The sequence below is a fragment of the Pseudofrankia sp. DC12 genome, from assembly GCF_000966285.1.
In the GTDB taxonomy this organism is placed as follows: domain Bacteria; phylum Actinomycetota; class Actinomycetes; order Frankiales; family Frankiaceae; genus Pseudofrankia.
Genome location: NZ_KQ031391.1, coordinates 2,047,529 through 2,061,655 on the forward strand (window position 1 = coordinate 2,047,529; position 14,127 = coordinate 2,061,655).

General features: G+C 73.5%; 13 protein-coding genes. All 13 read right to left on the reverse strand.

Annotated features, from left to right (window positions below; translation table 11 throughout):
- Positions 1-2: 2 nt before the first annotated feature.
- Positions 3-710 carry an ABC transporter ATP-binding protein gene (locus FRADC12_RS08295; RefSeq protein WP_045876226.1) on the reverse strand — a complete coding sequence of 236 codons (708 nt, stop codon included), beginning with the start codon at positions 708-710 and terminating at the stop codon, positions 3-5.
- A 33-nt stretch (positions 711-743) separates the two neighbouring features.
- Entirely contained in the window at positions 744-1,982 is a 1,239-nt protein-coding gene (locus tag FRADC12_RS28190) for an ABC transporter substrate-binding protein (RefSeq protein ID WP_084010519.1), read from the reverse strand.
- Positions 1,983-2,435: 453 nt separating this feature from the next.
- On the reverse strand, positions 2,436-3,233 hold the full coding sequence (locus tag FRADC12_RS08305; protein WP_052710758.1) for an SDR family NAD(P)-dependent oxidoreductase: 798 nt from the start codon (positions 3,231-3,233) through the stop codon (positions 2,436-2,438).
- A 42-nt stretch (positions 3,234-3,275) separates the two neighbouring features.
- A complete protein-coding gene (locus FRADC12_RS08310) occupies positions 3,276-3,956 on the reverse strand; it encodes an RraA family protein (protein WP_198152827.1) in 681 nt (226 codons plus the stop codon).
- Positions 3,953-4,615, reverse strand: coding sequence for an RraA family protein (locus tag FRADC12_RS08315; protein ID WP_198152828.1), 663 nt, complete (start codon positions 4,613-4,615; stop codon positions 3,953-3,955). Before FRADC12_RS08315 ends, FRADC12_RS08310 begins: the two co-directional genes overlap by 4 nt.
- Positions 4,616-4,696: 81 nt before the next feature.
- Positions 4,697-5,371 carry an RraA family protein gene (locus FRADC12_RS08320; RefSeq protein ID WP_232303676.1) on the reverse strand — a complete coding sequence of 225 codons (675 nt, stop codon included), beginning with the start codon at positions 5,369-5,371 and terminating at the stop codon, positions 4,697-4,699.
- Positions 5,368-6,447, reverse strand: a complete 1,080-nt coding sequence (locus FRADC12_RS08325; RefSeq protein WP_045876228.1) for an amidohydrolase family protein — start codon at positions 6,445-6,447, stop codon at positions 5,368-5,370. The genes FRADC12_RS08320 and FRADC12_RS08325 overlap by 4 nt, the downstream gene beginning before the upstream one ends.
- A 14-nt stretch (positions 6,448-6,461) precedes the next feature.
- The gene (locus tag FRADC12_RS08330) at positions 6,462-7,466 is read right to left on the reverse strand and encodes a DODA-type extradiol aromatic ring-opening family dioxygenase (protein WP_045876229.1); all 1,005 of its coding nucleotides are present in this window, start codon (positions 7,464-7,466) and stop codon (positions 6,462-6,464) included.
- Between the two features lie 78 nt (positions 7,467-7,544).
- Positions 7,545-8,513, reverse strand: coding sequence for a PDR/VanB family oxidoreductase (locus FRADC12_RS08335; RefSeq protein ID WP_045876230.1), 969 nt, complete (start codon positions 8,511-8,513; stop codon positions 7,545-7,547).
- Positions 8,497-9,690, reverse strand: a complete 1,194-nt coding sequence (locus tag FRADC12_RS08340) for a Gfo/Idh/MocA family oxidoreductase (protein WP_045879257.1) — start codon at positions 9,688-9,690, stop codon at positions 8,497-8,499. The genes FRADC12_RS08335 and FRADC12_RS08340 overlap by 17 nt, the downstream gene beginning before the upstream one ends.
- Before the next feature lie 7 nt (positions 9,691-9,697).
- Positions 9,698-11,047: a Rieske 2Fe-2S domain-containing protein gene (locus tag FRADC12_RS08345; protein WP_052710760.1), complete on the reverse strand. Its 1,350-nt coding sequence runs from the start codon at positions 11,045-11,047 to the stop codon at positions 9,698-9,700.
- Entirely contained in the window at positions 11,034-11,825 is a 792-nt protein-coding gene (locus tag FRADC12_RS08350) for a citryl-CoA lyase (protein WP_045876231.1), read from the reverse strand. Before FRADC12_RS08350 ends, FRADC12_RS08345 begins: the two co-directional genes overlap by 14 nt.
- Positions 11,822-13,930: an acetate--CoA ligase family protein gene (locus tag FRADC12_RS08355; RefSeq protein WP_045876232.1), complete on the reverse strand. Its 2,109-nt coding sequence runs from the start codon at positions 13,928-13,930 to the stop codon at positions 11,822-11,824. Before FRADC12_RS08355 ends, FRADC12_RS08350 begins: the two co-directional genes overlap by 4 nt.
- Positions 13,931-14,127: the final 197 nt, after the last annotated feature.

Below are 14,127 nucleotides of genomic sequence, written 5' to 3' on the forward strand. Positions count from 1 at the left end.
GCTCAGGTCGCCGGGGAGATACCGGCCAGGTACTCGCGCTCCAGCCGGTCCGCCCCCGCCGCGTCGCCGGAAGCGACGACCTCGCCGCCGCGCAGCAGGTACCAGCGGTCGGCGACGCCCAGCGCGCGGCGGGCCTCCTGCTCGACCAGCAGCACCGCGACCCGCTGGACGCGCGCCGCGTCCTGCAGCGCCGCGAAGAGCCGCTCCACCACGATCGGGGCGAGGCCGAGCGACAGCTCGTCGACCAGCAGCGCCGCCGGCCGCGCGGCGAGCGCCCTGGCCAGGGTCAGCATCTGCTGCTCGCCGCCGGACAGCAGGCCTGCCCGGCGGCCGAGCAGCGGACGCAGCTCCGGGAAGATCTCCACCGCGGCGTCGACCCCGCCCCGCCCGAGCAGCAGGTTGTCCCGTACCGACATGCTCGCCAGCACGGACCGCTGCTCGGGGACAAAAGCCAGGCCGTCGCGGGCCAGCTGGTGCAGTGCGGACCTGGTGGGCCGGCCCAGCCAGCGCACCTCCCCCGCGCCGCGGGGCAGCTCACCGACCAGCGCCAGCAGCGTGGTCGTCTTGCCGGCGCCGTTCGCGCCGAACAGTGCGACGATCTCGCCAGGGGCGACCCGCAGGGCGATGCCGCGGACCGCCGCCAGATCTCCGTAGCCTGCGGTCAGCCCGCGCGCTTCGAGCACGGGCGGCGGCCCGTCACCAGTGGGCATGTGATCTGCTCCCGGTCTTCGCCTGGCCGGCCGTCAGGACCCGGCTGCCAGGCCGGCGAACGGGTTCACCGCGGTGTCCGAGGAGGCGACGATCACGCCGTTCTCGATGTGGTTGTAGTAGACGGTCGGGTTGAACAGCCGCGGCGCGTCCGCCACCGGGGAGGTCTTCCCCACTGTCGAGTACGGCGCGGTGATGCCGATGCCGATCGGCTTGTCCAGGCCGCGCAGTGCGGCCTGGACGGTGCTCGCGTTTACCGTGCCGAGCTTGCCGGCGAGCTTCTCGAACAGCACGAAGGCGCCCCAGGCGATCTCGGCGGACTCGTCCTTCCCGGTGCTGGGGCTGGCCGCGCTGAGCTCCTTGCCGAACTGCGCGATCGCCGGGTCGCTGGTCTCGCTGAGCGGCTTGACCTGGCTGGTCAGCAGGATGCCGTCGGCGGCGGAGCCCAGTGCCCGCAGGATCGCCGACGGGAAGACGCTGCTCACAGACGCGATCTTGCCGCCGTAGTGGGCCGCCCGGAGCGCCTGGACGACCTTCGGGATGCTGCTGGGCGGCAGCGCGAGGACGACGCCGTCCGGGGTGCCGGCGATGGCCTGGGCGACCGCGGCGGACGGGTCGGGAGTACCGGTCGGCACGGTCCCCACGGCGGTCAGCCGCAGCCCGGCCCGGGGTACCACATCCTCAACGATCTTACCGGCGTAGGAGCAGGCGGGGCTGTTGCAGACGACCAGGCCCAGCGTCTTGGCTCCCGCGTCGCGCAGCTCGGTGACCGCGCCGGTGTACCAGGCGGGAACACCGCCAGCGAGCGGGTACGACACCGGGCTGCTCAGCTCCTGCGAGAACAGCCCGATAGTCCCGATGGCCGGGATGCCGGCCCGTTCGAGGACGGAGTAGGTGCCGGGGAAGGACGTGAAGGCGCCGACCACCGCGGCGGCCTTCTCCTGCTGCGCCTGCCGCGCACACCCGGCCTCGGTGTTCGGGTCGTAGTTCGTGTCGCAGAAGACCAGCTCAAGCCGGTGGCCCCGGATGCCGCCCGCGTCGTTGATCGCCCTTACCCGGGCCTCGGCCGCGGCCTTGACCTGCGGGAACGCGACCTTCGGGTTCGCGAGCGGCGCCCAGGACATGACCTTGATCGGCTCGCTCGAGGACGGCGTGCCGCCGCCGCCGCCGCTGCTGCCGCCTCCGCCGCCGCACCCAGCGAGCGTCACGGCTGCTGTGGCGGCAAGAGCGACCAACATCCGCCGACGGCGGAACGACAGTAAGGCAACCTCCATGAATGCCTCCTAAAGGCATGAAAGTGGATGAGGCGATGAGAGTGGTTCGACGGAACTCGTCGACAGCCCTGTCCCGTGACGGCCGGCGACGGCCGATCTTCATGACACGAGGCGACCGTCGGGCACAGCCGGCTCGGTCGCGTGAGCTGATGCGGTGCGTGCGGCCAGCCGCCTGGTCGACCGCTCGGCGCCCATCGGGTCAGATGACGGGATTTCGATGGACTTTACGTTCCCTCGTAATCTGCGTCAAGAGCGACTGGGCGAACACGCGCGGGACCCGGCCGGGGCCCCCGGTGGGACAGCCACGAACAGAAAGCCAAGGTCCCAGCGGCTGAATGACGGCGCGCTCCAGGACTGGCCACGCCCGCGCGCTCGCGGGCCGCCCGGCACGATCACCGAAGTCTCGTGGCTAACCACGACACGTCGCATGCCGAGGTCCGGGGATGCAGCCCGTCAGACCGAGAACGGCTCGCAGTAGGGCCGCAGGTCGATCTCCAGAGTCCAGGCGCTGCGCGGCTGCACGAGCAGCTGCCAGAACGTCTCGGCAATCGCGTCGATGCCGATCATGCCGTCGACCGGGCGCCGGTCCTTCGCGTCCGGGAACTGGCTGTTGAGCCGGTCGCCGTCGATCGGGCCGTGCGGGATCACGTTGGCGACGTGGATGTTGCGCGGCGCGAACTCCCGGGCGAGCGCCTGCACGAGCGCGCGCTGCCCGAACTTCGCCGACGCGTAGGCGGCCAGCTTCGGCCGCCCGACCAGGCCGGAGACCGACCCGGTGAACAGGATCGCCCCGCCGCCGCGGGCCGTCATCCGCCGGGCCGCCTCCCTGGCGACCAGGAAGCTGCCGAGGCAGTTCGTCCGCCAGACGCTCTCGAAGAACTGGGCGTCCATGTCCAGGATGCTGGGCCGCCACTGCGAGCCGCCCGCATTGTAGACGCAGACCAGGGGCGGGCCGAGCTCGTCGAGCTTGGCGAGCGGGCCGGCGAGCCCCGCCTCGGTGCCGGCGTCGGCGACGGCGCTGGCCGCCGTGCCGCCCTTGTCCTCGATGTCCGCGACGACGGCGGCGAGCTTCTCCTCGGTCCGCCCGGTCACCAGGACGTGCATGCCGCCGGCCGCGAGCCGCCGCGCGATCGCCGCGCCGGTCCCCTGGCGCGCGCCGACCCCGATCACCCACGCCACGCCGCCGGCCGGCGGCGGGCCGCCCAGCACCGGCCAGCCCGTGAACCGCTGTGCCTCATCCGTCGGTGCCATCTGCGTCCTCTTGTCGACCTCGTGGTCCGCCCAGCCGCCTGCTCACGACGGCCGGTGCCTGGTCTGCAGCCGGTGGTAGCCGAACTGCTCACGTGCCGCGCGCAGGGTCGCCCCGGCTTCGACGGCCGCGCGGATCCGTTCCTCCGCATCGTGGATCTCCCGGGCGGCCGCGACCACTTCGCCGGCCTTGGCGGCCGGGATAACGACGACGCCGTCGCCGTCACCGAGCAGCCAGTCGCCGGGCTCGACGCGCACCCCGCCGACGCAGACCGGCTCGCCGGTCGCCTCGACCCGCACCCGGTCCTTGCCGGTCCGCATCCAGTTCCCGCGCGCGAAGATGGGGTAGCCGAGGGTGATCGACCGGTCGACGTCCCGGCAGACGCCGTCGATAACCGTGCCGGCGATCCCGGCCCGCGCGGCGGCCGCGGTCAGCAGGTCGCCCCACACGGTCACGTCGAGGCGCCCCTGGTTGTCCAGGACGACGACCTGGCCGGGGCCGAGATCGTCGATGTAGTCCCCGACCGTGCCGGGGTCGGTCCCGACCGGCCCGTAGCGCAGGGTCCAGGCCTGCCCCAGCAGCCGGAACGACCGGTCCAGCGGCCTGATTCCCAGACACTGCCCGGTGAGGCCAAGCCGGTCCAGCGCGTCGCTGACGTCGGTGCAGCTGAGCTCGGCCAGGGCGGCGGCGGTCCGCGCCGCCTCGGTGCTCTCGATGGTTGTCACGACCGTTCCCGCAACATCGTCTCGTAGCTGGCGCCCATCACCTGCGACACGGGGACTCCCTGCCTGACCTGGTCGGCCATCAGCCGCTCGCGCTCGGCGATCCGGCTGGCGGCGGCGACGACCTCCTCGGCCCGCGCGGCCGGGACGAACACGACGCCACTGCCATCGGCGATCACATAGTCGCCCGGCGTCACTGCGACGCCGCAGATCCGTACCGGGACGTTCCAGTCCTCCTCGGCGACCCGGCCCCGCGCGGTCAGCGGCACCGCGGCCCTGGCGAACACCGGCAGGCCCAGCTCCCGGCTCTCGTCGACGTCGCGGCACGCACCGTCCACGATGACGGCGCGCACCCCGCGCCGCACCGCGGCGAGCGCGAGAGTCCCGCCCCAGCCCGACACCCCCGCGCGGCCTCCGTTGTCCACGACGATCACGTCACCGGGCCCTGCGGCCTCGACCGCCGCGGTGCCCAGGTGCTGGCGGCTCGGCCCGGCGCCGGCGGCCTCGATCAGGCGCACCGTGAGAACCCGGCCGGCGGCCCGGGCCGGGCCGGTCAGGCAGGACAAGCCGAGCGCCACGCCGGTCAGGCCAAGCTGGTCGAGCGCGTCCGAGACGGCGCAGGTGTCGAGCGCCGCGAGCTGCTCGGTCAGGTCGTCAGCCATCGTGCTCCTCATCCCGGTCAGCCTGCTTGTCGTTCTGGGCGGGCCGCTCGTCCTCGCCGGGCACGGCGACGAAGCGGCGGATCACTGCTGGCCTCCCCCGGCCGGCAGCCGGTAGATGTCGATCGTCGACTCGCCGGCCGCGAGCCGGGCGAAGATGGCCTGCTCGGCGGCCTCCCGATCCTGGGCGGCGCGCACGGCCGCCGCGGCGGTGGCGGCCGGCAGCACGACGACGCCGTCGGCGTCGGCCACGACCAGGTCGCCCCGGCACACCGTCACCGCGCCGATCCGCACCGGCGCGCCGACGGCGCCGCGCCCGTCCGGGTCCTTCGTGGTGCCGCGGATGCACAGCGAGGCGGCGAACGTCGGGAAGCCCCGGCGCTCGAGCGCCTCGGCGTCGCGGACGCCGCCGTCGATGACAAGCCCGGTGATGCCACGCCGCAGCGCGGCGGCCGCCATCACCTCGCCCCAGTGCCCGTGCTGCCGGGGGTCACCGCCCGGCCCGAAGCCGACGACCAGCACGTCGCCCGGCTCGGCCGTGTAGATCGCGCGGTGCAGCCAGAGGTTGTCCCCCGGCGGGGACAGCACCGGCAGCGCGCGGCCGGCGAGCCGCATCCCCGGCCGGACCGGGCCGAGCCCGGCGGGCAGCGCGCCTGCCTTCCCGGCCGCCTCGTGCAGGGTCGCGGCGGGCAGCTCGGCGGCGGCACGCACCAGGCCCGCCGCCATGGTCCCGGCGACGGTGCTCCCGCGGGCGGTCACGAGCCCAGCCTCGTGAACACCCGGCGCGCGTTGTGCTCGTAGATCTGGGCGCGGTCGTCGTCGGTCAGGGCGCCGATGCGGTCGATCGTGTACTTGAAGTCCTCGAACGACCGTCCCGTCCGCGGGTTGACGGCGCCGCCGCTGCCCGGCCGCTCCGTGCCGAACAGGCACCGGTCCGGCCCGACCGTCCTGAACAACAGCTCGAGGGAGTGCTCGCTGTGGACGTCCGTGTCGAACCACAGCTGGCGCAGCGCGTCGTCGTAGCTGGCGAGGTCCGCCGGCGGCTCCGGCAGCTCGGTGCCCTCCAGGCCGGCGAGCTCAAGGTCGCGGAAGTACTGCGCGATGTGCTTCTTCCTGGTCGCCAGGTCCAGCCAGAAGTGCGCCCGCCAGCGGCCGATCTGGTAGGGGATGGACCCGCCGCCGTGACTGATGATGATCTTCAGGTCGGGGAACCGGTCGAACACCTCGGAATGGGTGAGCGAGGTGACCGCCAGGCTCTCCTCGGTGGCGAAGTGCTCGTCGTAGGTCTCCCGGCCGCGGCAGCCGGCGCTGTGCACGAGGGCCGGCGCGTCCAGCTCGACCAGCTTCGCCCAGAGCGGGTACCAGTACGGGTCGGACAACCGCGGCGACCGGCCGCCGCCCTCGTCGGGGTCCGGGTTCAGCAGCACCCCGACGAAGCCGAGCTCGCCGACGGTGCGGTCCAGCTCGGGGAAGACGATGTCGACCGGCTCCCCCGCGACCTGGGGCAGGCCGGCCATCCCGCGGTAGCGGTCGGGGTGCAGGCAGACGGTGCGGTGGATCAGGTCGTTCTGCAGCTCGACCCACAGCCGCACGTCGCGCGCGACCGGGTGGGAGTGCATGAGCGCGAACGGCCGGGGCGAGAGGAACTGGACGTCGGTGCCCACCTGGTCCATCAGGGTCACCCCGCGGTGCGCGGCCGCCTCGATCTCCGCGTCCTTGATGTACCGGTCGACGTACCACTCCTTCGAGTGCTGGCCGTTCGACGCCTGCAGCACGGTCCGCACGGCGAAGACGGCCGGCGGAGTGATGAGATGCCCGTGGATGTCGATGATCATGTTGAGGCTCCGTCTCAGGCGGCGGGGTGCCAGGCAAGGAAGGCGAGCCCGATCCCCGTTCCGGCCGGCGTGCGGCGCACGGGGATGTACTCGGTGTCGGTGACGGTGAGCCCGGCCAGCGCGCCCGCGGCCATGACCCAGTTGAGGATCTCCGAGTTGCCGGAGCGCAGGCCGCTTGGCGGCAGCGCCCGCAGCGCCTCGGCATCGCCAGTCTCCAGGGCGCGGATCACCCTGCGGTCGAGCTCCTCGTCCACGGCGAAGTGGCTCAGGCCGCCGGAGGCCACGATCGCGACCCGTTCGGCGCCCGGCCGGGCGGCCAGCACCTGGCCGATGACCGTGCCGACGTCGTAGCAGCGGCTGGGCCGGGGAACGTTCGGCGGGTAGTAGGTGTTGAGCAGCACCGGCAGGACCGGGATCGGGCGATCACCGCACAGGCGGTGCAGGACGAACCCGTAGGCGTGGCCGAAGCCGGCCTGGTAGGGGTCGCGGACCTCGCTGGCGACCGCGACGTCCACGCCCGCCCCGACCAGCCCGTCGACCAGGCTGTCGGACAGCTCCCGGGCGACCGGGTGCCGGTGGACGGCGTCCATCTTGTAGCCCTTGTTCGCCTCGCGGTACCAGGCCGGCAGGCCCGGGCTGACCTCGTTCTTCGGGTGCATGACGAGCTCCGGCCCGGTGTAGACGGCGATGGCCGGCAGGTGCGCCCGGCTGAACAGCTCCTCCTGGTCGTCGCCGATGATGACCAGCGCGTCCGGCGCGGCGGCCTCGATGGCCCGCGCGAGCCGGTCCAGCGCCTGCCGGGCCCGGCTCGCCTGCACGGCGAACCGCTGCGCGGTCGCGCTGTCCTGGTACCGGCCGCCGGCCTCGTGCTCCAGCTCGGGATAGGACACCACCCGGCCGTCCGCCAGGAACAGCTTTTGCTTGCGGTAGTCGTCCCTGGCCCGGTCCGCCCACAGCGCGGGGCCGATCGCCAGCAGCGGGCTGTGCGACGTCCCGATCCCCAGCACGATCTCAGCCATGCCTGTCCCTCCGCGCGCGGAATCCGCCGGGCAGCGGCGAGCGGCCGCCCGCGCGTCCCGAGCCAGCGTGAACGTCCATCAGAGGTCGAGCACCAGCCGGGCGCTCCTGGAACCGGAGCAGCAGATCATCATGGTGCCGCCGGCTTCCTTCTCCTGGTCGGTGAGCACCTCGTCGCGGTGGTCAGGCTCGCCGCCGAGGACCGGCGTCTCGCAGGAGCCGCAGACGCCTTCGGTGCACGAGTAGTAGCAGGCGATCCCGGCTTCGAGCAGCGTCTCCAGGATGGTCCGGCCCGCGGGCACCCGGACCGTCCGCCCGGTGCGCGCCAGCTCCACCTCGAAGCCGCCCTCGGTAGCCGGCGCCTGGGCCGCGGCGAAGTACTCGACGTGCCGGCGCTCGGCGGGCACGCCGGCGGCCTGCTTCTCGAATGCCTCCAGCATCGGCAGCGGCCCGCAGCAGTAGACGTGCGTTGCGTCGCCCAGCCCGGCCAGCACGCCGGCGAGGTCGAGCACCTTGCCGCCGTCCTCCTCGTCGACGTGCAGGCGCACCCGGTCGGGCCGGTCACCGGCGAGCGCGCGTAGCTCCTCCAGGAAGGCAGCCTGTCCCCTGGTCCGCACGGCCAGGTGCAGGGTCCACTCGCGGCCGAGGGCGGCCAGCCGGCGCGCCATGCCCAGCAGCGGGGTGACCCCGATCCCGCCCGCGATGAGCACGCTGTCCGCGGCGTCCTCGACGAGCGGGAAGTTGTTGCGCGGCGCGGACACCTCGAGGAGCTGTCCCGGACGGAGGCTGTCGTGGATCCACGCCGAGCCGCCGCGGCTGTGCGCGTCCCGGTTGACCGCGACGACGTACCGGTACCAGTCCCCCTGGTCGCCGCACAGCGAATAGCCGCGGACCAGGCCGTTCGGCAGGCTCAGGTCGACGTGCGCCCCGGCGGTGAACGGCGGCAGAGCGGATCCGTCGGGGCGCACGAGCTCGCAGGACAGCACGCCGTCCGCCTCCCACCGGACCGTCCGGACGCGCAGTTCCAGGTTCTCAGTGGACCCGCTCATGTGGAGCCGTCACCTCCCTCGGATCGAGCAACACTTCGCGTCGCTCACGGGCGGACTGTGCGATGGCGAGCGCCGTACGGACGGTCTCCCGGCCGAAGGAGCCGTCATGGAACGCGGGGCGGCCATGGACCACGGCGTCGACCAGCTCCTGCAGGACGTCTCCGCGCCCCGGCCACCAGGGCCGGCCCGGCACCGCGACCCGCTCGACGCCGCGCTCGGTGTAGGCGGTCACCTCATCCGTGCCGCAGCGGAAGTCCGCGTGCGCGCAGGTGACCACCAGCTCGCCGAAGTGCGGCTGGTGCGCCGGGGGCACGGCCGGGCGGGCGCCGTACCCGAGGTGCCGGGCCCGCGCCCGCGCCTCCGCGCTGGCCGACATCCCACGCAGCGCGCGGCGGGCCGAGCCGTGCGCCGGCGACCGGCGGCCGCCGCCCTCGGCGACCCAGCCGTGCAGCTCGTCGCTGTCGAAGTGGTCGTAGCCGCTGTAGACCAGGCTCGCCGCCCCGTGGTCGGCGAACTCGACCAGCGCGGCGCAGGCGCCCTCCACGGGCCGGGCCGGGTCGAGCACCGACGCGACGGCCCGGACCGCCCGCACCGGCTGGGCCGCGATCGTGCGGGCGACGTCGATCTGGTGCGGCACCTGGTTGTACAGGATCCCGCCGCCGCGGGCGCTGTCCAGCTCCTCCGGCCGCCGTGGCCGGTACAGGAAGTCGGTGTAGTTCCACAGCGCGACCATGCCGAGCGGGCCGTAGCTCCCCGAGGCCACCAGGTCCCGGATGACCAGAACCGCGGGGTCGAACCCGTGGGTGTGGCCCACGACCAGCATGGTCCCGGCCGCGGCGGCAGCGGCGATCATCTCGTCGCAGTGGGCGGCGTCCAGGGCCATGGGCTTCTCGACGATGACATGCTTGCCGGCCGCGGCGGCGGCGAGGGTGTGCTCCCGGTGCAGCTGGTGCGGGGTCGCGACGTACACCGCGTCGACCTCGGGCCTGGTGAGCAGGCCGTCGATGTCGGCGTAGGTGGGCAGGCCTTCGCCGGCCTCGAACCGCCGGCGCAGCTCGGGGCTGGGCTCGGCGGCGCCGACGAGCTGGACGCCAGGGTGGGTGCGCGCGGCGGCGGCCATCACGCCCCCGGCGAGGCCGAGGCCGATCAGCCCGAGACCGAGCGGACGGTGCGTCATTCCCGCCTCACTCCGCCGGGACCGGCGCGCGGGCACCCGACGCCCGCATCTCGTGGCCGTACTCGGCCATGAACGCGTCGAAGGCCGCGAGCGGGCTGAGCTTGCTGATCGCCCGGACGGCGAACAGCTCCGGGTCCGCGACGATGGCGGGCTCGACGCCCTTGCGCAACGCGTCGGCGAGGTTGAGCAGGATCCGGCGGACGGTCACGACCGCGCGGTCCGAGCTGACCAGGTGCTCGAACGACCGGTCGGCGACCCCGGGGCTGGTGCCGCCAATGCCGCGGGAGTTCTCCGCCAGCGCCCGGTCCTGGTCGTGCACGCCCCAGATCCCGGTGAAGTTGGCGGTCCGCTGCATCTCCCGGTCGATCAGGTAGTCGTTCTCCTTGTTCGCGACCGGCAGCCAGGTGTCGATCACGTAGCCGTCCGGGAGCTGGTACCGCCCCGGCTGCGTACGCGGCGGGAAGAGCGCGCCGCTGCGGTAGTACGAGGCCAGCTCGTCCTCGTCGATCGGGTGGTCGACGCGGTAGCCGAAGGTGAACACCGTCGTGCAGTTGTCATCCACCGGCACCCAGGCGCGCCCACCACCGGCGGCGAAAGCGCCGGGGCCGCGCGGGATCAGGCTGAACATCGGCAGGATGAGCTGGGTGACCCGCCAGAGGTACTGGCCCTCGTGGTCACGCCGGGCGCCGTAGACGAGGCCGTAGTCGGTCTGCCGCAGCTCGATGTGTGGCGCGGCGTCAGCCGACAGCTGCGCCCCGGTGACCTTCTGCTTCGTGGTGTCGCGGTCGAAGTCCCGGTGCAGCCAGCTGATGTGCGAGCTGTCGATCTCGCCTTCCAGCCCCTGGGACCAGTTGGTCCGCTGCAGCCACCGCGCGGCGAACGCGTGCCCCGGCGGCACGTGCGCGTACTCGAGGCCGGGGAACCGCGGCTCGTGCTCCTTCGGCCCCAGGTAGGCCCAGACGACTCCGCCGGCCTCGCGCACCGGGTAGGCGGTGATACCGACCCTGTCGCGGATGTCCGGGGCGCCCGCCGGGACGTTCGGGGTCTCCAGGCACCGGCCCTCGGCGTCGAACTTCCAGCCGTGGTAGACACACCGGATTCCGCCGTCCTCGTTGCGGCCGAAGAACAACGGGGCGAGCCGGTGCGAGCAGTAGGCGCTGACGAGGCCGACCCGTCCGCTGCTGTCACGGAAGGCGACCAGGTCCTCGCCGAGGATGCGCAGCCGCACCGGGGGGCCGTCCGGGGCCTCGACCTCGGAGGTGAGCAGGGCGGGCAGCCAGAACCGCCGGAAGAGCTCGCCCATCGGCGTGCCCTTGCCCACCCGGGACAGCTCCTCATTGGCCTCACCGCGCAGCATGGCGATCCTCCGGCAGAACGTTGCGCTCGTCCTGGCGCAGCACGAGGCTCCACAGCTCCGACCCGGTCGGGTGCTGTTCTTCTTCGACGAGGTGGCCGACGAGGCCGGCGCACCGGCCGACCAGGCTGAGCCCGCGGGCCAGGTGCAGCGGCAGGCCCATGCTCAAGATCATCGCCCCGACGGCCCCGGCGGTATTGGCGGGCAGCCGCCGCCCGTACGCCGCGCGGCTCGCCTCGTCCATCGCCAGCAGCAGGCGCCAGTGGTGGCCGAAGTACCCGTTGCGTTCCGACACCGCCCGCAGCACCGGCACCCGCGGGTCCCCGTTGACGTGGATGTTGTGCCCGAGGCCGTACAGCGGCTGGCGGGCGGCCCGGCGCTCGGCCACGTACCGCTTGGCCACGCCGGCGATCTCGCCGTCCGGGCTGTCCCAGGTGAGCCCCGCCGCCGCCGCGCGCAGCATGACCGCGGCGTCCTGCATGGCGCCGAGCAGGACGCTGCCGGCGCCGAGCAGGCCGGCCGCCACGGCCGCCTGCGGGGCCTCGGGGGCGCCGGTGAAGGTCAGCCGGGCCGCGAGCGCGCTCGGGGTGAGCCCGTGGTCGGTGACCGTCACCAGGATCGTGTTGATCATTTCTTTCTCGTTGCCCTGACACCGGCGCCCGACGACGACAAGCATCAGCATGTCGACGAAGTCGATCTGCCCGATCAGTTCGTTGGCCAGGTCGTGCCCGCGAACCGTGATCCGCTCGGGGGTCGTCTGGCCGATCTCGGTTTTGATCAAAACTCTCCCTCCAGCTCGCCCGTGACCACCAGCACAGCGTCGAGGGCGAGCACGCCCTGGCCGGCGGGCAGCACGCGGACCGGGTTCAGCTCAAGCTCGACCACCTGGCTGGGGTACCGCTCCACCACCCGGGACACCGCCACCAGCAGCGCCGCGAGCGCGTCCACGTCGTACGGCCCGGCTCCCCGCACCCCGCGCAGCAGCGCCGCGCAGCGCGGCTCGTCGATGAGCGCGCGGGCCTGCGCGAGGTCCAGCGGGAGCAGCCTGCGCGCGGCGTCGTCGAACAGCTCCACGAGAACGCCGCCGAGGCCAAAGGTGAGGACCGGCCCGAAGACGGGATCCCCGGTCACGCCCACCAGCACGTCGAGGCCCGCCGGCGCCATCGGCTCGACGAGGGTCCCCAGCAGGCCGGCGTCGGGCCGGGCCGCCCGCGCGGCGGCCAGGACCCGCTCGTGGCCGGCCCGCACCTGCGCCGCGTCCTCCAGTCCCAGCGCCACGCCGCCGACGTCGGACTTGTGGGTGATCTGCTCGCTCACCACCTTGACGACCACCGGATAGCCCACTCGTCCGGCGATCGCGACGGCCTCGTCCGCGCAGCCCGCGACCCCCGAGACCGGCACCGCCACGCCGTGGCGGCCGAGCAGCTCCTTGGCCGCCGGCTCGGTCAGGGTCACCCGGCCCTCGCCCGAGGCGGGCGTGCCCAGCGGCCGCCACCCGTCCGCCGGCCGCCACTGGCCGCGCCACACCCAGCGTCGCAGCGCGGCCACGCCGTTGCGCACGCTGCGGACGGGTACCAGGCCGCCGTCGACCAGCTCGGCGTAGCCGGGCCCGAGCCGGTCGCTCATCCAGACCGGGAGGATCGGGGTGTCGGTCTGCCGCTGCACGGCGGCGATCGACGCCGCGATCGTGCCAGTCAGCTCCGCGTAGTCGCACGGGAAGGGGTACAGCACGACGCCGACGTCCGGGTCGTCGGCGACCGCCTGGAGGCTCGCGTGGCCGATCTCCGGGCGAGTGAGGATGTCCGAGGTGGCGTCCACCGGGTTGCCGACCGCGGCGTAGTCCGGCAGCACCGCGCGCAGCGTCGTGTCGGTTGCCGAGGTGAACGTCGCCAGCTCGAGCCCGGCCTGGCCGACCGCGTCGGCCGACAGCGCACACCCCCCGCCGGAGAACCCGTAGACGGCCACCCGCTCGCCGCCGGTGGGCCGCCTGCGCGCGAACAGGGCCGCGGACTCGATCAGCTCGTCCATGTCGTCCACCTCGACGACCCCGATCTGGCGCAGCACCGCGCTGTTCACCGCGGCGGCCCCGGACAGCGAGCCGGTGTGCGAGGCGACGGCGCGCGCGCCGTAGTCCGAACGCCCCACCTTCAGCGCCACCACCGGCTTGCCCCGTTCCGCCGCGTACAGCGCGGCGTCGACGAAGGCCGGGCCGTTGCGGACGCCCTCTATGGCCGTGGCGATCACGCTGATGTCGTCGGCGTCGGCGAGGTAGCGGACGAAATCGGCGACCGTCAGGTCCACCTCGTTCCCGGTGGACGCCCACAGCCCCACGCCGACGCCGCGCTCCATCGCCTGCAGGAAGCAGCGGCCGATTCCCCCGCCCTGGGTGGCCAGGCCGATCGGGCCAGGACGCTGGTCGAGGTGGAAGGACGGGGAGAACATGAACCCGATGCGCTTGTTGAGGTTGCACAGTCCGGGCGAGTTCGGCCCGTACAGGCGCATCCCGGCCGCGCGGCCGATCCGCGCCATCTCGGCCTCGGCGGCTCTGCCCTCGGGGCCGGTCTCGCCGAAGCCGGACGTGAAGACGATCGCGTACCTCACGCCACGATCGGCGCACTCGCGCAGCACCGGGAGCGTCTGGGCGGCCGGGACGAGCAGCATCGCCGCGTCGGGCGCCTCGGGCAGGTCAAGCACGCTCGGGTAGCAGGCCAGACCGTGCACGGTCTGCCTGGTCCGGCTGACCAGGTATGGCCGCCCGGTGAAGTCGGAGTGGTCGAGCAGGTTCTCCACCGCCCTGGCGCCGAGGCTGCCAGCCCGGTCCGACGCTCCGACCACCACGACGGACGCGGGGTCCACGAGCCGGGACAGGTCCGCGCCGCCGCCCATGTGCACTCCTTCATCGCTATTTCGTAAGAGTCTACGATATTTCGTGAAACCTGCCAAGCCTTCGGCATCACGCAGGCACGCGCCTGGCGGGCTCGACCGACCCACGACCGGCCACCCGGGTCCGACGGCGGCTCACCAATCGGAACTCAGGTGGCTCTTCACCCCGCGGGAGGCCTGACGAGGACTCGCGCCTAGGA

Bases quoted from the DNA above. Each gene is read 5' to 3' on its own strand.
- FRADC12_RS08295 (WP_045876226.1), bottom strand. From the start codon at position 710: ATGCCCACTGGTGACGGGCCGCCGCCCGTGCTCGAAGCGCGCGGGCTG.
- FRADC12_RS28190 (WP_084010519.1), bottom strand. From the start codon at position 1,982: ATGGAGGTTGCCTTACTGTCGTTCCGCCGTCGGCGGATGTTGGTCGCT.
- FRADC12_RS08355 (WP_045876232.1), bottom strand. From the start codon at position 13,930: ATGGGCGGCGGCGCGGACCTGTCCCGGCTCGTGGACCCCGCGTCCGTC.
- FRADC12_RS08325 (WP_045876228.1), bottom strand. From the start codon at position 6,447: ATGATCATCGACATCCACGGGCATCTCATCACTCCGCCGGCCGTCTTC.
- FRADC12_RS08315 (WP_198152828.1), bottom strand. From the start codon at position 4,615: ATGGCTGACGACCTGACCGAGCAGCTCGCGGCGCTCGACACCTGCGCC.
- FRADC12_RS08340 (WP_045879257.1), bottom strand. From the start codon at position 9,690: ATGACGCACCGTCCGCTCGGTCTCGGGCTGATCGGCCTCGGCCTCGCC.
- FRADC12_RS08330 (WP_045876229.1), bottom strand. From the start codon at position 7,466: ATGGCTGAGATCGTGCTGGGGATCGGGACGTCGCACAGCCCGCTGCTG.
- FRADC12_RS08335 (WP_045876230.1), bottom strand. From the start codon at position 8,513: ATGAGCGGGTCCACTGAGAACCTGGAACTGCGCGTCCGGACGGTCCGG.
- FRADC12_RS08305 (WP_052710758.1), bottom strand. From the start codon at position 3,233: ATGGCACCGACGGATGAGGCACAGCGGTTCACGGGCTGGCCGGTGCTG.
- FRADC12_RS08345 (WP_052710760.1), bottom strand. From the start codon at position 11,047: ATGCTGCGCGGTGAGGCCAATGAGGAGCTGTCCCGGGTGGGCAAGGGC.